17 protein-coding genes are annotated in these 22,783 nt (G+C 44.2%); 9 read left to right on the top strand and 8 right to left on the bottom strand.

The genetic code is table 11. The features are described 5' to 3' along the window. A partial coding sequence (locus ACVBIK_RS19505; RefSeq protein ID WP_447170326.1) for a hypothetical protein occupies nucleotides 1-244 on the bottom strand: 244 nt, incomplete at its 3' end. A 228-nt stretch (nucleotides 245-472) separates the two neighbouring features. On the opposite strand from ACVBIK_RS19505, the gene ACVBIK_RS19500 reads away from it, so the two are divergent. The 4 genes from ACVBIK_RS19500 to ACVBIK_RS19485 all read left to right on the top strand — a co-directional run bounded on the left by ACVBIK_RS19500 (nucleotide 473) and on the right by ACVBIK_RS19485 (nucleotide 6,253). Beyond that, entirely contained in the window at nucleotides 473-913 is a 441-nt protein-coding gene (locus tag ACVBIK_RS19500) for an OsmC family protein (RefSeq protein ID WP_447163355.1), read from the top strand. A gap of 362 nt (nucleotides 914-1,275) precedes the next feature. After that, nucleotides 1,276-4,329, top strand: coding sequence for an EAL domain-containing protein (locus ACVBIK_RS19495; protein ID WP_447170325.1), 3,054 nt, complete (start codon nucleotides 1,276-1,278; stop codon nucleotides 4,327-4,329). Between the two features lie 98 nt (nucleotides 4,330-4,427). Continuing rightward, nucleotides 4,428-5,765, top strand: a complete 1,338-nt coding sequence (locus ACVBIK_RS19490) for a DEAD/DEAH box helicase (RefSeq protein WP_447170324.1) — start codon at nucleotides 4,428-4,430, stop codon at nucleotides 5,763-5,765. A 140-nt stretch (nucleotides 5,766-5,905) separates the two neighbouring features. Then, nucleotides 5,906-6,253: a DUF6176 family protein gene (locus ACVBIK_RS19485; protein ID WP_447160068.1), complete on the top strand. Its 348-nt coding sequence runs from the start codon at nucleotides 5,906-5,908 to the stop codon at nucleotides 6,251-6,253. A gap of 122 nt (nucleotides 6,254-6,375) precedes the next feature. Here ACVBIK_RS19485 and ACVBIK_RS19480 read toward each other — a convergent pair whose 3' ends face one another. Further along, a complete protein-coding gene (locus ACVBIK_RS19480; RefSeq protein ID WP_447160067.1) occupies nucleotides 6,376-7,764 on the bottom strand; it encodes an endonuclease/exonuclease/phosphatase family protein in 1,389 nt (462 codons plus the stop codon). Between the two features lie 316 nt (nucleotides 7,765-8,080). Here ACVBIK_RS19480 and ACVBIK_RS19475 point away from each other — a divergent pair, with 316 nt between their 5' ends. From ACVBIK_RS19475 to ACVBIK_RS19460, 4 genes are all read left to right on the top strand, one after another. Further along, the gene (locus ACVBIK_RS19475) at nucleotides 8,081-8,422 is read left to right on the top strand and encodes a hypothetical protein (protein ID WP_447160066.1); all 342 of its coding nucleotides are present in this window, start codon (nucleotides 8,081-8,083) and stop codon (nucleotides 8,420-8,422) included. A gap of 241 nt (nucleotides 8,423-8,663) precedes the next feature. After that, nucleotides 8,664-9,812, top strand: a complete 1,149-nt coding sequence (locus ACVBIK_RS19470; protein ID WP_447170323.1) for a CobW family GTP-binding protein — start codon at nucleotides 8,664-8,666, stop codon at nucleotides 9,810-9,812. Nucleotides 9,813-9,970: 158 nt separating this feature from the next. Beyond that, complete coding sequence (locus tag ACVBIK_RS19465) at nucleotides 9,971-11,287, top strand: MATE family efflux transporter (protein WP_447160192.1); 1,317 nt, start codon at nucleotides 9,971-9,973, stop codon at nucleotides 11,285-11,287. A 225-nt stretch (nucleotides 11,288-11,512) separates the two neighbouring features. Further along, nucleotides 11,513-12,646: an energy transducer TonB gene (locus tag ACVBIK_RS19460; protein WP_447160064.1), complete on the top strand. Its 1,134-nt coding sequence runs from the start codon at nucleotides 11,513-11,515 to the stop codon at nucleotides 12,644-12,646. Between the two features lie 68 nt (nucleotides 12,647-12,714). Here ACVBIK_RS19460 and ACVBIK_RS19455 read toward each other — a convergent pair whose 3' ends face one another. From ACVBIK_RS19455 to nadK, 6 genes are all read right to left on the bottom strand, one after another. Beyond that, nucleotides 12,715-13,284 (bottom strand): LutC/YkgG family protein, encoded by a 570-nt coding sequence (locus ACVBIK_RS19455; protein WP_447160063.1) that lies wholly within the window; start codon nucleotides 13,282-13,284, stop codon nucleotides 12,715-12,717. 4 nt (nucleotides 13,285-13,288) lie between these two features. Next, entirely contained in the window at nucleotides 13,289-14,662 is a 1,374-nt protein-coding gene (locus tag ACVBIK_RS19450; RefSeq protein WP_447163362.1) for a lactate utilization protein B, read from the bottom strand. A gap of 8 nt (nucleotides 14,663-14,670) precedes the next feature. Then, nucleotides 14,671-15,414 carry a (Fe-S)-binding protein gene (locus tag ACVBIK_RS19445; RefSeq protein WP_447163363.1) on the bottom strand — a complete coding sequence of 248 codons (744 nt, stop codon included), beginning with the start codon at nucleotides 15,412-15,414 and terminating at the stop codon, nucleotides 14,671-14,673. 384 nt (nucleotides 15,415-15,798) lie between these two features. Then, entirely contained in the window at nucleotides 15,799-18,618 is a 2,820-nt protein-coding gene (locus tag ACVBIK_RS19440; protein ID WP_447170322.1) for an FAD-binding and (Fe-S)-binding domain-containing protein, read from the bottom strand. Between the two features lie 118 nt (nucleotides 18,619-18,736). Next, nucleotides 18,737-20,380 (bottom strand): L-lactate permease, encoded by a 1,644-nt coding sequence (locus ACVBIK_RS19435; protein ID WP_447160059.1) that lies wholly within the window; start codon nucleotides 20,378-20,380, stop codon nucleotides 18,737-18,739. Between the two features lie 658 nt (nucleotides 20,381-21,038). Beyond that, nucleotides 21,039-21,917, bottom strand: coding sequence for an NAD(+) kinase (nadK, locus tag ACVBIK_RS19430; protein ID WP_447160058.1), 879 nt, complete (start codon nucleotides 21,915-21,917; stop codon nucleotides 21,039-21,041). A gap of 99 nt (nucleotides 21,918-22,016) precedes the next feature. Between nadK and grpE the strand changes: the two genes are divergently transcribed. Further along, nucleotides 22,017-22,619 (top strand): nucleotide exchange factor GrpE, encoded by a 603-nt coding sequence (gene grpE, locus ACVBIK_RS19425; protein ID WP_447160057.1) that lies wholly within the window; start codon nucleotides 22,017-22,019, stop codon nucleotides 22,617-22,619. Nucleotides 22,620-22,783: the final 164 nt, after the last annotated feature.

Here is a 22,783-nt window from a genome sequence, read left to right as displayed (position 1 = left end):
CCAAGGAGTATTGGTAAACAAGCTTAACATAGCCTTTGGTTTGGCCAAGGAGTATGGGTAGACAAGCATGACATAGTCTTTGGTTTGGCCAAGGAGTATTGGTAAACAAGCTTAACATAGCCTTTGGTTTGGCCAAGGAGTATGGGTAGACAAGCATGACATAGTTTTTGGTTTGCCAAGGAGTATGGGTAGGCAAGCATGACATAGTCTTTGGTTTGGCCAAGGAGTATGGGTAGACAAGCATGACATAGTCTTTGGTTTGGCCAAGGAGTATGGGTAGACAAGCATGACATAGTCTTTAGTTTGCCAAGGAGTAAATTCACTAAATGTACAAATTGTGAGTTTAATTTGAGTTTTCAGCAAAACATCCATTAGAATAATCTTATTGAGTTGCTTATTGAAAAGAGCTTTTTTGAAAGCCTTATCACTGAAAATAGTCTCATCAAGAGACATCTAATGGAGTTATATTAAGATGGCAGAGAAGATCATTGAACTAAAAACACATATGGGTGAAGGCTGGAAGATCACTAGTCAAGTAAGAGAACACCTACTGGTAATCGATCAGCCGACAGCGGGTAACGAAGGGGCAAACCCTTTGGAGACGTTTATATTTTCATTGGCAGGTTGCATCTCTACCATAGCTAAAATGGTCGCTAGAGAGCAAAAAATCAAGCTTAATCAATTTGATGTGTCGATTCAAGCTCTGCTAAATACAGCGGGGTTACTGGGGCAGGATTCACCGGATCCGGTAGGCTTTAAGCATATTGATATTAATGTTGAAGTCGATGCTATGCTCAATGGTGAGCAGCTCACAAATGAACAAAAAACTCAATTTCTTGATGCCGTTTGTCATCGCTGTCCGGTGCATGACAATCTGTTAAATCCAACACTGGTAACCCATCAAGCAAGCTAATGAGCTGCTGACTCGTTAATCACCTAACGAGTCAGCATATATTCCTATCTATTTATCTATGTCATTAAACCTGCTAATACCCATGAAGCATTAAATTCAACTCAAATCAAAATAAGTAAAGGGTTAACTAGACTTTAAATTTGGGGTGTTTTTGTCTATCTTTATAAAATAACAGATAAAAATATTCGTATTTAACGCTTTTACTTAAGTCTCATATTCAGTTTGATTCAATCTTGCAGCTTAGGTTAAGGTGGTATGGAGATACTCGATAGTTATTCGGGTTAGCCCCTATGTTTTTGTTAGACTTTTATATAAAAGTCGTTATTCCAGTGGGACTCATTTTCAAGGATGAATAGCTTCTTATGGATCAAGATTTAACACTTTCTCTTATTCAAAACGCCGCATTGCTATTGGCTATAGTGCTTGTGTATGACGCCTTTCCGCGAAGCAATAAGCGTGAGCTAGACTTGATGTGGCGAGTGGGTATTGGCCTGCTGGTTTCAGTTATTACTATCTCGGTTATGCTAATGCCTTGGCAATACAGTGAGGGCGTTTTCTTTGATTCAAGAAGCGTCATTTTAAGTCTTTGTGGCTTATTCTTTGGTGGTATTCCCACTTTAGTCGCAGTCACTATTAGCAGCTTATATCGATTTAGCGAAGGCGGTATTGCAATATGGTCTGGTATTGGCACCATAGTGACATCGGGTCTGATGGGGTATTTGTGGCGTAAGTACCGTAATGGGCCGATAAGTGATATCCACTTTATTGAGTTATTTGCCTTCGGTCTTATCACAAGCAGTATAATTTTACTTTGGGGGCTGACCATGCCCACAGAGATAGCTGTTAGCTTATTAAAGCAGATCACACTTCCGTTCTTGATTATTTTCCCGCTGACGACCGCAGTACTTGGCATGCTCCTGTCACGCCGTATAGAAATAGATCGCGATCAAAAAATTAAGTTACAAGATCATCTGTTATTTAAGTCGCACTTTCAGACCGGCAATATGGGGATTGCCATAACTAGCCAAGAGCATCAATGGATTAAGGTTAATCCTAATCTGTGTGAAATGCTTAAATATACTGAGCAGGAGTTGTTAGGTTTATCTTGGCCAGAGTTAATGCTTAAGCAAGATTTCCACCTCTATAAACACCACTTTAATCAGATGTTGGAAGGTGAGATTAACGAGTTTGAACTCGATATTCGCCTTATTTCAAAAGATGAAGCTCTGGTTTACACCCATATGACGGTAGCCTGTCAAAGATCACAATCTAAAGTTGAATTAGTCATTACAGGCTTGCTGAACCGAACATTACAAAAAGAAGCCGAGATGGAAAAGCTCGCGAGTCAGGAGCAGCTAGGCTTAGTTCTCGCCAGTAGTGAGTTAGGTTTTTGGGATTGGGATATTCGTCGTGACGTAATCGAACGAAATGAGCACTGCGCTGAGCTGCTAGGTTGTGATGTCGATGCCTTAAATAAAGATCCGAAACGGTGGTTGAATGCTATTTATCCTGAAGACCGAGTGGCGGTATTAAAGTCGATTGATGCGCACTTAAGTGGTGAAACTGAGCAATATAAAATGGAATACCGCATCCATAGTCAAAATAATCAGACTTTGTGGATCTTAGATACCGGTAAGGTAATGAGCCGTGATGAAAACGGTAACCCGATAAGAATGTGCGGTATTCATACCGATATCACCGACAGGAAACAAGTTGAAGAGTCATTAAAGCTAGCCGCGTCAGTGTACAACAACAGCAGCGAAGCGATGAGTGTACAAGATGAGCAAGGTGTGATTCTCAATATCAATGCCGCATTTACCGATATTACTGGCTACAGTGAAGCAGAAATTAAACAGCAGAATATTAAGATCCTCCAATGTAATCGTAATAATCGTAGTGCCTACGAGCAGATGAACCTAGCCATAGAGGAGCTCGGTCGCTGGCAGGGGGAGGTGTGGCTGAGGCGCAAAAATGGTGAAGAGTTTGTGGTTTGGTTAACGCTTAATGTCTTATTTGATACTAAGGCACAGACTCAACGCAGAGTCGCGCTGTTTTCTGATATCACAGAAAAAAAGCAAGCGGAGCAAATTATCTGGAAACAGGCCAATTACGATCCGTTAACAGGTCTGCCGAACAGGCGTATGTTGCTAGATTATCTGAGTGCAGAAATCCTAAAGTCAGACAGCCGTGAGCAACATTTTGCGCTAATGTTCATCGATTTAGATTACTTTAAAGAAGTAAACGATACCTTAGGGCATGACATGGGGGACACCTTACTCGCTGAAGCGGCAAAGCGTCTTAAAGCCTGTATAAGAGAAACTGATGTGGTGGCTAGATTAGGTGGTGATGAGTTTACTGTGGTGCTGTCGGGGATCTCCGATATTAAAGGGGTCGATAAAGTCGCGAAACAGATATTAGCGCGCATCGCAGAGCCTTATTGTTTAGGTGAAGAGACTGCATATATTAGCGCCAGCATTGGTATTACACTTTATCCCGATGATGCTGAAACCATTGAAGGCTTACTCAAGCATGCCGATCAAGCTATGTATGCCGCAAAGGATGAAGGCAGAAACCGCTTTCATTACTTCACACCGTCTATGCAGCGGTACGCTAAACATAGAATGCGTTTAATTCAAGATTTACGTCATGCCATTGCCAATCATGAGTTTGAGCTTTTTTACCAGCCGATTGTTAGTTTGCAGCAAGACGATAAATTAAAGGCTGAAGCCCTCATTCGCTGGCGTCACCCTAAACGCGGCTTAGTTTCTCCCATCGAGTTTATTGCGGTAGCAGAGGAAACAGGGCTTATTATTGAGATTGGTAACTGGGTTTTTCAGCAAGCCGCTAGGCAGAGTGCACGATGGCGGGACAGGTTTGGTGTCGAGGTGCAGATTAGTATTAATAAATCTCCGGTTCAATTTAGAGATGAGGGAGAAAGCTTTGAGTCCTGGGCTGCTCTGCTAAAGACATTGAAGTTAACTAATAATAACATCTGTATTGAGATCACTGAGGGCTTATTGCTTGATGGCAACAGTGCTATTTCCGCTAAGCTTGCACAATATCGTGAGTCAGGTATACAAGTGTCGTTGGATGATTTTGGAACGGGCTACTCTTCACTGGCATACCTTAAGAAATTTGAGATAGATTACTTGAAGATTGACCAATCTTTTACCCGGAATCTTGACAGCAATAGTGACGACTTTACATTATGCGAAGCGATTATTGTGATGGCGCATAAATTGGGTATGAAAGTGATTGCCGAAGGCGTCGAGACTGACTACCAACGTAAGGTGTTAACCGATGCTGGCTGTGATTATGGCCAGGGCTACCTATTTTCAAGACCCGTCCCGGTTGAAGAGTTTGAACAAAGCTTTATTGAGGCGGCATATAAAGTAACAGAAAAAAGTACGGCCTGATTTCGGCTATTTACTTTGATTGCTATAATCTCACGCAGTATTTTGCTAGACTCCGCGCTCACTTTTATTCCCTGTACTCTTACAGTATTGAGCCTACCATGAACTTTGATGCATTCGATTTACATTCCAAAATATTAGATGCAGTTTCTGCGCGCGGTTACCAGCAATTGACTCAAGTTCAATCGCAGGTATTACCTGTAGCGATGGAAGGCAAAGACATTATGGCCTGCGCGCAAACCGGAACCGGTAAAACCGCTGCGTTCGCCTTGCCGTTACTTAATACGTTAATCAAGGAATATAACCTCTTTACTGAAGAGAGTGCAGGAGCTGCACATCAGTCGAAGGTTAAGGTGTTAGTGCTTACCCCAACCCGTGAACTTGCGATCCAGGTTGCCGACAATATCACGGCTTACGCTCAGTTTTTGCCATTCAAAACAACCGCTGTTTATGGTGGTTCAAATATGAACCCACAGCGCAAAGCGCTGCAAGCGGGTGTCGATATTTTAGTGGCGACGCCAGGGCGCTTGTTTGATCATATTGGTCAGTTTGGTTTAGATCTGTCGAACGTCACTCATCTGGTTGTTGATGAAGCTGACCGCATGTTGGATTTAGGCTTTGTTCGTGATATCGAAAAAGTTAAAAAGCTGGTGGCGGCAAGGCACCAAACGCTATTTTTCTCTGCCACTTATAGTGAAGCGGTTAAAACGCTAGCCGAGAAAATGTTGTTAGCACCTGAGTGGATTAATGTGGCGACGTCGGCCACGGCAAGTCTGATCACTCAAGAAGTTTATTTGGTTGATAAACGCCGTAAAGCCGAGTTACTTTCAGAGCTTATTGGTCGCAATAACTGGCAACAAGTATTAGTGTTTGTCAGCACTAGAGAAAGTGCTGAGCATTTGCACGCTGAATTAAAGCTTGATGGCGTGAAAAATGCGGTTTTCCACGGCGAAAAAACGCAAGGTGCGCGCAACCGTGCATTAGAAGAGTTTAAAACTGGTAAATTACGTGTCATGGTGGCAACCGATGTTGCTGCTCGTGGTCTAGATATTGAAGCACTGCCTTTAGTGATTAACCTAGAGTTGCCTTTTGCCGCTGAAGATTATGTGCATCGCGTTGGTCGTACTGGCCGCGCAGGTTTAGCTGGACGCGCGATTTCATTTGTATCGCCGCAAGACAGAGAAATGCTGCAAGAAATCGAACTGTTAATTGAGCAGACTTTACCTTGTATTACTTTACCGGGCTACGAAGAGGGGGCCGCTTTGCCTGCTCGTTATCGCGATGTCGTGGTTAAGCCTGTTAAAGAGAAAGGTCATAACAAACGTAAATATGAAGATAAAAACCGTACTGCAAAAAATACGATTGGGAAAAGCAATATTCGCGGCGCAACCTCAGGAAAAAGTAGTTACGGTCGCTCGAAGGATAAAGCTAAGAAATAGTGCACATATCGCATAATTTACTCTAATTTAAAGTGAACATATCTAGCGCTAGAATGTTCACTTTTTTATGGGCTAAAGTTTGTCTTTGCAACAGGATGTGAAAATATAAAGAAAGTCTCAGCGCTTTTGATGAGGTAAGAATGGAATCTAAATTATTGAAGATAAAACTTAAGCTTGGCTCTAGAGAAAAGCTAGACAATTTGATCTGTTATATGCGTGAAAATATTGAATTCCCTAAGAGTGAGATGGTTCAAAAAGGCTATTATTGGGACAGTGTTTTCTATGAATCAACTCGAGATCATGAGCATATTTACATCGTGATAAAGTCGGTAGACTTTTCTAAGATAATGCTGGACGAATCGGCGCTACTCCATACACCATTTAGAGAGGTTTATGAGAAGTTTAGGCAAGAGTGCTGGGTGAATGAACCTTATTCTGACATTGATGCAACCGCTTGTTTTAACTCGTCGATGCAATTTTCTATTTAGTTGTAATTTCAATTAATCGGTGAAGAAGCATAAAAAACGTGCAGTAGATAAACTCGACTGCACGTTTTATATTTAACGTGAGTTAAGGTTTATTGCAGATGAGTCTGCAATAAATGGCTTAATTATAACTCCACGTCGATCCAGACTAGACGGTGATCTGATGAGATACTTTTACCGTCACCCCAGGCAACGCGAGAGTCATTCATCAGCATGTAGCCATCTTCAAAGCTTGCAGGCCAGAATACACCTGAGTCAGTGATGTTGAGATCGTTAGATGGGATCGCATGGTCAACGCGTAGGCCAAATGTGCTGGTGATACGATCAGGATAAGTGCTATCACCACAATCACCCAATGCTACACACTCAGTTGAACCTAGGCTGTTTGGCGCGTAAACACCATCAGTTGCGAGTACGTTAACGCGATCGTGGTTCATCAGCTGCTGAATTGATTCTAGGAAGCCATCACCATTTTCTGGGTCGGCATTAAGATCGCCCATGACCACAAAAGATGCATCTAAACCTAAACCACCTTTAACACCCGCATCATCGTAAATGTAGTCAGCATCTGATACATAGTCACTCCAGAACTTGATCTCAGCACTATTTAACAACTTGTTGTTTTCAGTGACGGTATCGAATACTGGTGGGGTTGGATGAGATAGCAGTAGGTGAACCACTTTCTCGCCGTCTGCTGTAGGGATAAGGATTGGTGCATCAACGTGGTTTTTAGAAGATAGTGGTTTTTCTGCCCACGCTTCAGCTGTGTACCATTCATCACCACACTTCATGCCTGCTGGGATAGGGTTCTTATCATCGTCGCAATTAACGATAGTAGGATTTGTTTCACCCGGCATATCTTTCCATTTAAAGTCTTGGAAAGTACGGATGTTAGCTGTGTCGATTGGGTACTGTGATAGTAGGCCAAACGCATATTGACCGTGGTAGAAACCAAAACCCCAAGCGTCACCAGGTAGTGCTACCTTGCCATTACGGTCTAAATCAAACTCACTTAACAGACCTGTATTGGTTGAGAAGTTTTCAGCATAAGCGAATTGGATCGGCTCAAGCATCTTCTGTTCGTCAGATGTAGTACCTAGCGCATTTTGTGGCACAGCTAAATAATTAAGGCGGAAACCTTTAATCGCATCTTGGTTTTCACCAAGGCCGTCGTTGTTAAACTCACCCATCATGATAACGGCTGGACGCTCAGTTTGGATAATAGCGGCAACGTTACGGATTTGAATAATTTTTTCGACAACTTTTAGCTCATCAGCAGATAATTCATCGTCAAACCATTTCTGCATTAACGCTTCTTGCTCAAGTGCAGGGATCTGCATCTCAGTGACTAGCTGTTCGAAAGTACTACGATCAAAAGAAAGATTATAAGTAGCGAACTTAACCGTTGTTGGCTCTGTTGGCTCTGGTGGATAAATATTAGTTGTTTCGTCATTACATCCTGCTAATAACGCAACAGAGATCGCAGCAGCAGCTGCAGTTTTAAGTAATTTCATGTTTTTGACCCATCAATTGTAATTATAATAACGAGCTCATTTAGTTGAGCTTCGCTGATATTCTATACAGCTGTACATTGCATGAAAATGAATCTCGGCAAAAGTAACGTCTGAGTGATGGTTTTATCGGCTTAAGTTGCCGGCGTGGTTGCTTTTTGTTGGGCTTGTGTGTTTGTCGTGTAAATGCCGTGTATCTCGCTAGGTTGGTGTTAGCTATTGGTTGTTTAGTTGTTGCTTATCTAATTGCATCTTAATTTGTTTTTAAGATGAATATGATCTGATAGTGTAATGCCATTGATAAAATAGGAGTGTGTAAGTGAGCAGAACCCTTAGGATTAATATAATTGTTGCTGCCATTTTTCTATGTGGTTGCTCTCAATTAGATCACAGGCCACAAGGCGATAAAATAGCTGTAAGCCCTCATAACGCCGATAGTTTTTATGTTAGAACTCAGGTTCAACCATGTGATTATGCATGGTTTAAAAAAGTAGAACAACAGCTACAAACTGGCGATGGTCAAGGACATGGCCCAGATCTCGGCTCCATGGAATGGCGCTCGGTGATAGAATTTAAATTGGGTATTGGCGGTGATGATTCTATTGTTAGTGTCGATTCTGATTTGTGGTGTGACTATATCGATAAGCAGTATATCGACTAATACTATTTTAATGATCACTGCTTTAACGAGCAATAGCTTTGATTAGTAGCGCTTGAGGAACACTTCCTAGACAAGTATTGGCTCTGTGAATCTTGATTAGCTAAATAGCACCCGACCTGTTTCCATTAAATATCAGCCATCTTTATCTCAACATAATATGATGCCAATATACGGGTATGCGTGACATTCACGCGCATTAACGATTAGAATCTTTGGCTATTCGATAGATAGAGTTCATGTCATGATCCAGAAAATTATTCCTACTAATGTCATCACCGGTTTTTTAGGTGTCGGTAAGACTTCCTTTATCAAAAACTTGTTACAGCATAAACCTAAAGGAGAAGTGTGGGCGGTTCTGGTGAATGAGTTTGGTGAAATAGGTATTGATGCAGGCTTACTCGATAACGGCAACGAACAGGTGCAGATTAAAGAGGTGGCGGGAGGGTGTATGTGCTGCGCTGCGGGCTTGCCTATGCAGGTGGCAATAAACCAGTTAATTGCAAAAGCCAAACCCGATAGGTTACTGATTGAACCTACAGGCTTAGGTCATCCTAAAGAGGTGCTTAAGGTATTAACTCAGCCACATTATCAACACGTTTTGGCGATGAAGGCGTGTGTGACCTTAGTCGATGCGAGAAAACTCAATGATAGCCGTTATACCGAACATGAGATCTTTAATCAGCAGCTGCAAGTTGCGGATGTTGTCATAGCCAGCAAGACCGACTGTTATCCAGTCACTTTGATTGACTCCTTGATTGACTATTTAGCTGTCATTAACGGCTCTCTTATTAATAGCCCCGTTATTAGGGGCTCGAACGAAGAAGGTCAAACGACCTCAAGCTTGCCCGTTATTCCTTGGAGCTTAAAGCAAGCTGATGAGAGTCATGCATCGATAATGTCTTTGCTTGAAGGGGCTCACCAAAACAAGAGTGCGGCTACGGAGCAGGCACTAAAATCGCAAGAAGCATTACAAGCACTATCACCAGAAGTATCGGCCACTCAGGCGCCGCGCCTGATGGATATCCACTATAGTCCGCTATTTTCAGAGGCTGCAACTAAACAGCGTGTTGAATTTAATGATCGTGGCCTCCTTTGCATGAGCAATCAAGGGGAGGGTTTTTATAGTTGCGGTTGGGTGTTTGACCCAAGTTATGAGTTCGACTTTGATCGGTTGCTGGCATTAATAAGCAACTTAAAGGTCGCGCGCATTAAAGCTGTGATGATCACCGAAGAGGGGATTGCGGGTTTTAATGGTGTCGATGGTGAGTTATCAATCGTTGAGCTTGATGATGCAATGGACTCTCGAATTGAGCTGTTGTCGATGTCAGCCATTGGCGCAGCCGATTTAGAAAAGGCGTTATTAGGCGCTGCGACTCGACTGAACGGCTAAATCCATTGGCGGCTTAAGGCTCAGTATTAGGTAGCAGTACTACATGTTTAGTGCTTAGTACGAATATAAATACCCATCAAGAATAATAATTAGAGAATATCATGACTCAACCGACACTCACTGCGGCAGAGCCAGGACGAAATAATCTGGACTCACCTATGGTGACAGAGCCTATCGCTAAGCTATTTTGGCGCTATAGTATTCCGACAATTCTATCCATGCTAGTGACAGGTATTTACGTCACCATTGACGGCATGTTTATTGGCCACTACTTGGGTGAGGTTGGTCTAGCGGGCATGATCTTAGCCTACCCGATAGCGGCAGTGCTTTATGCGATAGGGGCGACACTGGGCATGGGCGGCGCAGCGTTAGTATCAATCCATCAGGGGCAAGGTGAGCCCCATATTGCACGGAAAATATTGGGAAATACGTTCAGTTTGTGTTTGATATCGGGACTGATTACTACAGTATTAGGCTGTTACTTCTCTAAAGATATCCTCGTGATGCTAGGCGCAGAGGGAGAGATTCTGCGCAGTGCCGATGATTATCTGTTTTGGTATTTTGCCTTAGGCACATTCCCCATCGTGTCGATGGCGTTCACTACATTACTGCGAAATGATGGTCGTCCCGGATTTGTAACCTTAGTTTTAATCTTAGGTGGTGTGCTCAATACGGTACTCGACTGGTTGTTAATCGTAGTGTTCCCCTATGGGTTAATGGGCGCGGCGATAGCGACCATGATCTCCCAAGCCGTGACTGGTGCACTGTGTTTGCAGCACTTTTTTTCGAGTCGAACCGAAATTGGCATTAACCTTGAACAGATGAAGCTGAAGTGGGATCACTGCGTTAATATCATTCGTGTCGGCACGCCAAGCTTTTTAATGAATATGTACCTGACCGTGGTGTTGACCCTACACAATGTGGCATTTCTGGCAGTGGGCACGCCGCTGCACGTGGCGGCATTTGGTGTGGTGAGCTATACCGAAGCGTTTTTTTACCTATTATTTGAGGGCATCGCTTTTGGCGTGCAGCCTATTCTCAGCTTTAACGCGGGCGCAAAGCGCTTTGATAGGGTGAAACAAGCACTGAAGATGGCCTTTTCAGTGACCTTAGTTTGTGCAGCGTTAGGGCTTATCTTTATCTACTCGGTACCGCAATTGTTTGTGTATATTTTTGCTGGTGATAATGTCTTGCTCACGCCGATAGCAACCGAAGGAATGCGTTGGTACTTCTGGGGCTTACCGATGGAAGGCTTATTGCTTGTTGGCGCATCTTTCTTCCAAGCGATTAACTACTCCAAAGAAGCATCTATTTTAACGGGGGCAAAACTGATCCTATTCGCTGCCATTTTATATCTATTTGCTTGGGCTTTTGGCGTCACAGGTGTGTGGATTTCATTGGCGACTTGCAGCACGATGTTAGTCATTTGGATGGCATGGATTATGAGGCGAACCCACAATAAGCTATTGGCCTAAATCTTTATATATTTAAATATGATGTTTTATGCCGAGGGTTGGGACTAAGTTACTCGTGTTATAAAGGGGGCTCGCTCAATCATTGAGCTCGTGTTGCTAGTATGTTAGTTTTACTGCAAATGTGATGCTAGTGGCGTGGCTTGTTCAGCACTTAAAATGGTATGGATAAAGCTGTACCATTTGTAGAACGCATATCTCAACATATTAATGAAACAAGGATTTTTCATGTTTACAAAGCCGAGTGCGAATAAGCGTAATATTATTTTTGCGGCTGTTTTTACAACCGCAGTCAGCTTTTGCTCACCTGTTTTCGCTTCAGAATTTAGTGATGCTTATTCAGCTTATAAAGTTGCAGTCACCGCTGAGAATCAATCTGAAATAGAGCTTTATGCATTACAGTCTTATGAGCTAGGCAAGGCTAAATTTGGTGCTGATAGTATTAATAGCGCCACACTAGCATTAAATGCAGGTAACGCATTAATCGCAAATATGCCTAAACAAACCTTTGAGGAGCAGGTCAAAGCTCAACCGAAAAAGCGTCAGCCTCAAGCATATGGCTTGTTTGAAGAGACATTAAAGATCTACAGTAAGCATTATGGTGAAGAGGCTATAGAGCTTATTGATCCACTTTTGGGTCTAAGTGACGCCAGCAGTCAAAAATATGCTCGTGAGTTTTTGGATGATGCCTTAGATATTGCCGAGGACTCTGATGATGCAATGTTAATCGCCGATACCAAAATGGCCTATTTTGAACGTTTGGTTAACTCTGGTTATTACACCCGCAAAGTGCGTAATTACGCTTTTGATGCACAAGAAGCTTACAGTGAACTATTGCCTGAAAATGCAATGAAGCGCGTACTCACTAGCTTTAGGGTTGGTAACGTACGCTTTGCAGAGAAAGATTATGATGAAGCTGAAGCGCTATTTTTAGGCGTTATCACGCAATTTCAAAAGCTTGATTATAATCATCCATACGAGTTGGCAGCTCATGCCAAATTAGTACAGATTTATGAGCTTGATGGCGAAAGTGAAAAATCAACTCAACACTGTATCGCGATTGGTAATATGAAGCCGTGGAAAGAGGATATTGAGCCGACGCCACTGTTTAGGAAGCACCCTGATTACCCGCTTTCTTACTTGAAAGCAGGAAAAAGCGGTAACACGAATATGAGCTTTACCATAGATAAAATGGGCTTTGTTAAGGATGTTGTAGTGATAGAGTCTAACGGTGGTAGCAAGTTTGAAACAGAATCACTGATAGCGTTAAAGCAATGGCGCTATGCCCCCAAATTTATTGAAGGTGAAGCGGTTGAGGCAAAAGGGGTTAAGGTTAAATTGGAATACTATGTTGAGAAATAGCCTTACCTCGTAAAGCAAAGCCCTAATATCAATTAGGGCTTTTTTGAATCTGCATAATGCTGGTTAGGCTAAACCAAATATACGTTAAGGCTACACGCACCATGAGCACCTACAACCAATGCTTGCTCAATATCCGCAGTCTTAGAAGGCCCAGCGATAAAAGTACCAAACTCTCCAGAATCTAACGTAATACGGCTAGCCGCTTGATGCATATTAGCCACAATGGTTTTTTCATCTAGTACGAGAAACAGATTCTCACAGATAAAGGGCGTGACGCGGTGGCCAAGGTTTTTGTTATTAACCCAAATAGCCCCGTTTTCGGCCACGCCTAAATCTCCCGGGATCACCGCATAATCGATATCTCTTAGCTGGTGGGCAGTATCGGTCACCTCGCGGTTGCCTTTAATACCATCAAGCATAGAGATGATCTGCAGTCCTTCTGCAATATGTGCATCCACCTGCGTCTGCAACTTAGCTAAACCGCCTTCGCGGTGCAAGGTGCCGGCAACCGTATTGAGGCTAGTCTCAAATTGACCCACTAAATCATCGATGCGCGGCGCGATATTGATAATCGGCATGGCTTGAGGTGCCATAGCTGCGCTCTTTAGCGCGTTAAGGATGTCGAGTTTACTAGACATTTTATTATCCTCTGTTCTTCTTAAACCAAGCTTCGAAGCTGGAGTCTGGTGCCACTGGTAACTCGCGGTATTTGCCCCAAGCGCCAGAGAACGGCTTTAATAAACTTCCCGGTAGAATGTTGAGCGCAGTGCGCGCGATACTCATCGAGCAGTTGAGTGCGGTTTCACTGGCCATAAATTTGCCCACGAGTGGCATATAACTGGCTTTACCATAGGGCAGTTTTCCGGCTTCAGCTTTAAGGCGGCGATGATGGTGAATGATTTTATCTAGTGGCACCTTAGTTGGGCATACATAAGAGCAGCTGCCACACAAGGTACAAGCCCAAGGCATGGAGTTGGTATCATCACACTGTGATCCGACGGCGATACCGATTGGCCCAGGAATGGTGTAGTTATAGCTGTAACCACCACTGCGGCGATAAACAGGACACGTATTAAGGCAGCCACCACAGCGAATACATTTAAGTGATTCAGCTAAAATTTTGTCTTTGAGCATATCAGTACGGCCGTTATCGACAATAATCACGTGCATCTCGCCGCCATCTTGTGGGCCGCGATAAAAAGAGCTGTAAGTGGTGATAGGCTGACCCGTAGCGTTTCTTGCCAAGGTGCGTAGCAAGACTGCGGCGCTATCGATATTGGGCACAATTTTATCTATACCCATTGAGTGCAGTTGCAACTTAGGTAAGTTAGCGCCCATATCGGCATTACCTTCGTTAGTACACACAACGACCGCACCTTTATCGGCAATGGCCATATTAACGCCAGTCATTGCCGCATCGGCTGACAGAAACTGCTCACGCAGGTGTGCACGGGCTGCGCGGGTTAGGTAAAGCGGATCTGAAGCGCCGGCATCAGTGCCAAGTTTGTCGTGGAATAGATCGCCCACTTCCTCTTTTTTCAGATGGATAGCCGGTACCACAATGTGTGATGGTGGTTGGCCTGCAAGCTGGATAATACGCTCACCCAAATCGGTATCAATCACTTCAATGCCATGCTGCTCCAAATATGGATTCATGTGGCACTCTTCGGTGAGCATTGATTTAGACTTTACTAACTTTTTAACCTCATGCTCAGCTAAAATCCCATGCACGATACGGTTGTGCTCAGCGCCATCTTTGGCCCAGTGCACCTTAATATTATTCTTTAGACAGTTCTGCTCAAACTCTTCTAAATACTGCGCTAAATGCGTCAGCGTGTGCAGTTTCATGTCTGAACCGATTTGGCGCAGTTGTTCCCACTCCGGTAGGCTGCCTGCAGCGCGGTCACGCTTTTCTCGTAGCATCCAAAGCGCTTTTGAGTGCCAATCAACCCGTGATTCGTCTTTACAGAATATCTCGGCTTTATGGGCATGAGTTGCTGATGTTGAAATCGACATATCTTCTCCTAAAGCGCTGCGTTAATGACTTGAGCGATATGGCGAGTCTCAATCGGCAGTTTCTGCCGTCTGACCATGCCATCGATATGCAGTAAGCAAGATGGATCGAATCCAACGGCATACTTAGCGCCTGTTGCTGCATGAGCCTGCGCTTTATCTTTGCCCATTTTGGCCGATACAGCACCTTCATCTAGGGCAAAAGTACCACCAAAGCCACAGCATTCATCGCGGCGATCTGGATAGACAATCTCTATTTCTGGAATGGCGGCGAGTACCGCTTCGAACTTGTTCATACGTGGGCCCATCTGCTCGCTGGGGGTGGCCAAGTCAAGCATGCGAATACCGTGACAACTCATCTGTAGGCTAATTTTATGTGGAAACGGTTTAGTAAAGGCTGGAATAGGGGAGACGTCGTGAAGAAACTCAGTTAGCTCATACAGTTTGTCAATGACAGCCTGCGCTTCAGGGCTTGAATCAAACTCATGAAAGTTTTCTTTAGCCGCTACAAGGCAAGAAGCTGCAGGGCACACGATGGCATCACACTCAACATCTTTGAAGGCATTGAGTAGTTTCATGGTGGTTTTCTTGGCTTCGTTATAACAGCCTGAATTTGTCATTGGCTGACCGCAGCAAGTCTGACCTTTTGGCAGTATGACTTGGTGGCCGAGTTTTTCTAATAATTCTAAAGTGGCGATCCCCACTTCAGGAACCATTTGATTCACTAGACACGGTATGAAAAGAGCTATCTTCATTGTGTTTTCTCTTCTATTTTGCAGACATAGTTAGCGACTTTTAACTGTAGGAAGTAACCGTAAAAAGTAACCGCAAAAAAGTCGGCTTAAAAAGCAGACTTTATTTTAAATGGGCACACGCCTATATTTATTCACACATTAAATATAGGCCGATAACCTTGTAAAAAGTAGTGCTAATTTAGCAAATAAACTTAGGCATTTTTGCAAAAATGAAAATAAGCTATCTATTTGTATAGTAAGGGTAATAGTTGGTTTTACTGCTGAGTTTGCAATATAGAAAGCTAAAAGTGGTTAGGCAGTTAAGCAGTTAAGTGGAGTGGATTGAGTTTGATTAAAAAGTGAGGGGCAAGCTGCCCCTCACTTTTTACTAAAGAGTCGCGCTATTTAGCGGGTACACTCTTCTAACAGATAGGCAAGGTGGCGGTAAGAGATACCGCTATGTTGAGTTAAACCGACTTCACACATACGGTTAGCGTAATATCCTTCGTTAACATCAACAGGGATCAGCTTTTTGATATTGCGCAGCGCGCTAGCGTTGATTTCAGGCTTATACAAGCCTTTTTCACCGGCATAACCACAGCAATCTATGCCTGCCGGGCGGATCATTTGTTGGCTACAGGCATCGATAATCGCTTCCATCTTTGGCTCAAGTTTCATCTTACGTGCACTACAACCTAAGTGCAGAGCGACAGCAGGCTTTTTGCGGTTGATGGTGAGCTTATCGAGTAGCTTGTCATGGATGAAATCAACCATATCGACAATTTCAATCTTGTCTGTCAGTGACTTATCACCAGAAAGTGTACGATAAGTACAAGAAAGCGCATCAATAATCACCGGCAGCTTACCGCCCTGAGTCATAGCTGCAACCGCTTCAATTAGCTCTTTACGCTTAGCGTCAGCGTTTTTAAAGTCACCTTTTGACTCCCACATTTGGCCGCAACACAGATCACGAGTTTTCTCAGGAGTGATAACGTTGTAACCAGAACGCTCAAGTAGCGTGACGATGACTTCAGGTAAGGTGCGGTTATCGGGATCTTTTGGGGTTGGACCAAAGGTGCGTCCACCGCAAGCTGGGAAGTAAACTACGGTTTCTTGACCCGGGATCGGCGCGGCAAGTTTGGGCAATTTGCCACCTTTTGGAAAATCAGGATTCCAATAAGGCACTTCTTTAGAAACGACACGGCCAGCTTTCATGATTGCGCCAGTTATCGCGCTGCCAGTGATCTTGTGAACGGTACCTAGCACATCAAAACCTGTGCTGATCACCTGGTTAACTGCGCCAAAGTGCTTGGCTTGAAAATCGAGTACCTTTTGTTCAGTACTGGTGATATAGGGCGTTCTGAGTTTACGCACTAACTCGCCCATGCTGTTTTCGACTGGGCAGGCGATGGTACAAAGCTGACAGGCGGCGCAAGTATCAACTACATCGTACTTGGCTGCGGCGCGCATCTCACTGGCTGCTTGTTTGTCACCTGATTGCTCAAGACGCTCAATTTCACGTAACGTGGCAATACGTTGACGTGGCGACATATTTAGCGCTGATGTCGGGCAGGTTTTTTCGCAGAAACCACATTCGATGCATTTGTCGACTAAGTCATCGACTACAGGGCAGGGTTTAATGTTTTTAACGTGAATTTGATTATCATCGTTAAGAATAACCCCGGGGTTTAATAAGCCTTCAGGGTCAAAAATCTGCTTAATACGCTTCATCAAGGTGTAAGCGTCACTGCCCCATTCCATCTCAACAAAGGGCGCTACTGCACGGCCGGTGCCGTGCTCGGCTTTCATTGAACCGTCGTATTTATTGATCACCATTTCGGCGACATCTTGCATAAAGGCGTGGAAGCGCTCAATGTCAGCTTGTGAGTTAAATGTGGGTGTTATGATGAAGTGGAAGTTACCCGCAAGTGCATGACCATAAATAACCCCCTCAGGATAGTTATGCTTATGGAAAAGCTCGGTTAAATCGTTAGCCGCAGCCGCTAGATGCTCAAGTTCAAAGGCCACATCTTCGATGATAACGGAGGTGCCTTTAGGGCGCTCGCCACCAATAATTGGGAACAGTGCTGAGCGCATTGCCCAGTACTGACCAAAAACGGTAGGGTCGTCACTGAAGCTAATAGGGCGCTCAGTCTCGATATGCGCAAGCTTAGCGATAACGTCTTGGGTATAGGTTCCAAGTGTTGCTTTGTCATTGGCGCGAGATTCAATCAGTAGGATACAAGCGCCTTCAGGTAAGTCTGTTAACCATAGCGGCATGCCCGCTTTGCCTGTTATCGCTCTAATTGAGGCCCAGTCGAGCAACTCTGCGGCGGCAACGCTGTCGCCCACAATTGGCGGAACAGCGCGAGCGGCATCTTCCATATTGAAAAACACAGCCATGGCTGAGGCTTTAAAGCGTGCTTCATCAACCGTGTGGTAAGTCACCTCTTCAACAAAGGCTAGCGTCCCTTCGGCGCCCACAATCAGATGGTTAATTAGCTCAAAAGGATCGGCAAAATCAACCAGGGCATTCAGGCTATAACCTGTTGTGTTTTTAATCGAGAATTTTTTACGAATTCTAGCGGCAAGCACGGTGTTGTTAACGGTTAGCGCAGCGAGCTCAGTAAGCTGTTGCAAAAGTTGTGGATGAGACTGAGTAAAGGCAGCTTTTGAGTCGTCACAACCTGTATCTAGCTCTGTGCCGTCTGCAAATAATAATTTGGCAGAAGCGATAGTTTGGTAACTGTTTTGCGCCGTACCACAACACATGCCAGAGGCGTTGTTAGACACGATGCCACCAATTTTAGCTGATGCAAGCGTTGCCGGATCGGGGCCTATTTTCTTGTTTAAAGGCTTTAAAACTGCGTTGGCATCGGCGCCAATCACCGCGGTACCTAGGCTAATTGTTGAGGCATCGTCACTTACGGTTAATGTTCTAAAACCATCATGACCTAAGATCAGCAAAATACCTTCACCAATGGCTTGGCCTGAAAGACTCGTTCCTGCAGCTCTAAAGGTTACTGGAGCGCCGTAGGTGCGGGCAATGGCTAGGGTGCGTTTAGCTTGCTCTAGGGTATCGGCATGCACCACAATTTCAGGCACGATACGAAAATAGCTGGCATCAGTTGACCAGGCAAAACGGCGAACTGGATCATTAGTGGCGGCGTGCTCGCCAACTTGTCTACGTAAATCTCTTAATACTGCTTCATAATTAATCGACATTAACTTTATCTCATACACTTACTTTAAGTGGATAAAGCCGCTGCTTGAGCGGCTTTCTCGATATTATTATTTTTATAAAATTTGCTATATACGTTGCTTTAAAAAAGGAGGCAAGAGCTTAAAAGCCACCCCAAACTGCAGCGATAGTACCCGCGACTAAAGCATAGCCTAGTGCCACAGGCATGGTTTTACGGATAATTTCAGATTCACGCCCAGCCATACCAACAACCGTTGCAGCGGCAACAACGTTCATTACACACATCATGTTACCGGCGTTAGCACCAATGCCCTGCATTGCGAGAATAAGTGCATGGTTAGCTCCAATATTATCGGCAACACTGTACTGTAGGCCTGAAAACATCATGTTTGAGAAGGTAGCCGATCCTGATAAGAAGGCGCCGAAAATCCCCACAATTGGCGAAACCCAAGCCCACACCGCGCCCATGCTGTTAGCGAGCGTATCGGCGAGTGCGACAGGCATAGAGGCAAGCCCTGAGGCATTTTCGCCAGAGTTTAAGAAAATTTTAACCATAGGGACCGAGGCCCCAAGCGAAATAATCGTCGGCACCATAGACTTACAAGAGACTGAGATAGACTCTTTAATGGCAGGCGACTTCATTCTAAATAGGAAGAAACCTAGGATGCAGACTAAAACAAAGAAAGCGCCAGGTGCGTAAAGTGTGGCAAAGCCCGCTTTTAACTCTGTACCGAGTAAACCTGTCCAGCTGATGTTAAAGCTAGATAACCAGGCTTTAAGTGGTGCAACGGTACGTGACAGCACCAGTAATGCCGCCATAATTAAATAAGGAGACCAAGCGGCAAGTTGCGAGAACTTAACGTCAGTCTCTAATGCTTGACTGGTTTTACCATCGTTCTCAGCAAAGTCATTCCACTGCTCTTTAGGCAATAGGTAGCCTTTTTTAGCAACAGGGATAACCAGTGCCATACCCACAAGCGCACCAATAACTGACGGGAACTCCGGGCCTGCAAAGTAGTTAATTAACCAAGCTGGAACGGTGAACGCAAGACCTGCAAATAGCGCGAACTTCCATATGGCTAAGCCTTCTTTAAATGACTTATTACGACCAAAGAAGCCTGTGAGAATTGCTACCATTGTCAGTGGAATAAGGGTACCAGTGATTAAGTCTATGGTGATCATGTGCATGGCAATAAACTGCGCATAATCTGCAAAACTGCCACCGTGCTGGGCAATTTGCTGTGCGGCCATATTTGCGCCGCCCTGAGTTAGGCCTTGCTCCATACCGAACAGAACGGGAAGACCAATGGCGCCGAACGAGACTGATGTTGAGTCAGCAATCAAGGCGACAACGGCTGCTGCAATAGGAGGAATGCCAAGTAACACAAGTAGTGGTGCACCAATTGCCGCAGGGGTACCAAAGCCTGCTGAACCCTCAATAAACGAGCCGAACAACCAGCAGATGATGATCACCTGCACCCTCGCATCACCACTAATATTGGTGAAACCAGCGCGGATAGTATCCATCGCGCCAGAATACTTAAGGGTGTTAAGTAGGAACACAGCACCAAAGATGATCGTTAGTGGCGTTAATGCTGACAGCAAGCCTTCAACCACTGAAGCGGCCAGGAAGGTTGTGTCCATCTGCCAAACGAATACTGCTGCAAGTCCTGTAAATACCATAGAAATAGGCATCGCTCTAGATGCTGGCATCCGTAGTAGGACCAGGAACAGCATTACGCTGATAATCGGCGTTAAGCTTGCGAGTAGTTGAATAAAGGTCATGCTTGCCTCGATGTGTTTGAGTATCTAACTTCAATTGTTGCTTTCAAATTTTTTAGTTATTACGAAAAGCGGTGTGTACTAAACGTGATTTAGAAAAATGTAAACATGATCTAGATCATGCTGCTTATCAATTGTGCTTGATAATGCCATTAGTGAGACGGGTCATGGTTTTGCGTTTTGCGACTATGTGATGCGTGTCACGTATAATTGTTGGTTGAATGCTAGGTAGGCATAAGAAAAGTATAAAGGGCGTCATTCTTAGTACTAAAAGTGCTGGAACCTACCATCTTGAGCGTCATTCACCTTAGATTTGATCGGTAAATTTCTTATGTGGCAGCGAATAAGGTAAGCGAGATTTAACGCTTGTGTGATCTGCATCTAGTTTTTGTTTTTTGTCTGCCCGTCATATTTATCATTATTAATCTAAGTTAATGTTTTTAATAGAGATGAACTTTTGAGGCATCACATTATGTTTTGATGTGTTTGAATCAAGCAGGGATGAGAACTGTAGCTAATTAACACCAATGTAGTGAAAGTTACATCAAAAGTTGGCGGGGAAGCTAATTATTGAGGCGGCAGATGCCGATAACTGATGCCTGTAAATAAGGCTTAAAAAGTATCGACATCTAGCTGAGTAGAAGATCCTAGATAGAAGGGATTAGAAAAGTTTGCTTCCCCAACCTAGCTTGGTACGAAGAACGTGGAAATAGTTATGCCCTTTAGGATGCACAAGCCTTAAGGTTTCTTGGCTGCGTTTTATGATAATTTCATCACCAGGCAGAACCGGCAGGTGTACATGACCATCACAACTGACTTCTAAGTTATCACCGTTATGGGGCGATACGACCAGCTTAATGATGCTAGCCGCATCAACAACAATTGGTCTACACGAAAGTGTGTGAGGAAACATCGGCACTAAAATCATCGCGGCGAGGTTTGGCGTTAATATCGCACCACCTGCAGACAAAGAGTAAGCGGTCGATCCGGTCGGAGTGGAAATAATCATACCGTCGGCGCGCTGGCTATACATGAATTTGTCATCTATGTAGACTTCAAACTCAATCATATGTGCAACTTTACCTGGATGAAGTACCGCTTCGTTGACTGCGGTATTACTTGATTTAAGCTCATTGTGGCGATGCACTTCGGCTTCGAGTAAAAAGCGTTGCTCAATTTCAAATTCGCCTTCAAGTACCTTAGATAATGCTTCTTCAAATGAGTCTGGTGGTAAGTCGGTCAAAAAGCCCAAGTTCCCTCGGTTAACCCCGATAACACCGATATTAAAGCGTGCCAGCACCCGAGCAGCGCCGAGCATGTTACCGTCACCGCCAACAACAATCGCTAAATCGCATTGCGCACCGATCTCTAATAGATCGACAGATTGCACCTGAGGACCCAGTTCTCCGGCGACTCGTTCTTCGACTAACACTTTATAGCCTTGCATGCTAAGCCAATGATGCAACCTTTTTAAGGTCTGTGTGGTTCCCTTGTGATTCGGTTTACCAATTAGACCAATTGTGTGAAACGTATTGCTCATATTTATGTTAGATCCAGCTTTAGGCCTTGAAACCTTAAAATTGATCCCCATAATATGCTCAGAGCATGCAGAAACAAAGCATTTTTAGCTGGAGCAAAAATGAGCAACGAAACAAATAAAGCACAAGATAACCAAGTTGAAGAGATCGTCGAAGGCGAATTGCTTAACGAAAATGGCACTGAAGCAACAGATGAAGGCGCTTTGATGGATGAGTTAACTCAAGCAAATTTCCGTGTTGAAGAGTTAGAAAAGGCTTTGCAAGAAGCTGAAGCTAAAGTTGAATCTCAGAAAGACTCAGTGATCCGTGCTGCAGCTGAAGTCGACAATATACGTCGTCGTTCAGCTATGGATGTTGAGAAGGCGCACAAGTTTGCCTTAGAGAAATTCATCAACGAATTGCTACCTGTTTTAGATAACATGGAGCGTGCGTTGCAAGGTACTGACGCAGAAGCTGAAGCAACAAAGGCGATTTACGAAGGCGTTGAGCTGACGGCAAAGAGCTTTGTGAGCACAGTAGAGAAGTTTGGCTTAGTCCAAGTTGATCCACAGGGCGATACATTTAACCCAGAGCTACACCAAGCGATTGGCATGCAGCCAAGTGCAGATTTCCCTGCCAATACTGTGATGATGGTGATGCAAAAAGGTTATACCTTGAACGAGCGCTTACTTCGCCCTGCGATGGTAATGGTTTCTCAAGGTTAATCATGGTCGCTTGGCGCTTATGAGTGCTAAGTAAGATCCTTGTAATAGCGGCAATAAATACGGCCACAAAAAAGGACTGCTTAGGCAGTAATGCCGTTCACTTAAGGTGAACGGCATTTTTATTTTTGGCATACCGTTGAGGCCTTGGTTTTACTGTTCTGGGG

It is taken from the genome of Shewanella sp. 125m-1 (genome assembly GCF_052977065.1).
The sequence above is the reverse complement of the archived record's forward strand: the minus strand, read 5'-3'. Positions and strand labels throughout refer to the sequence as shown.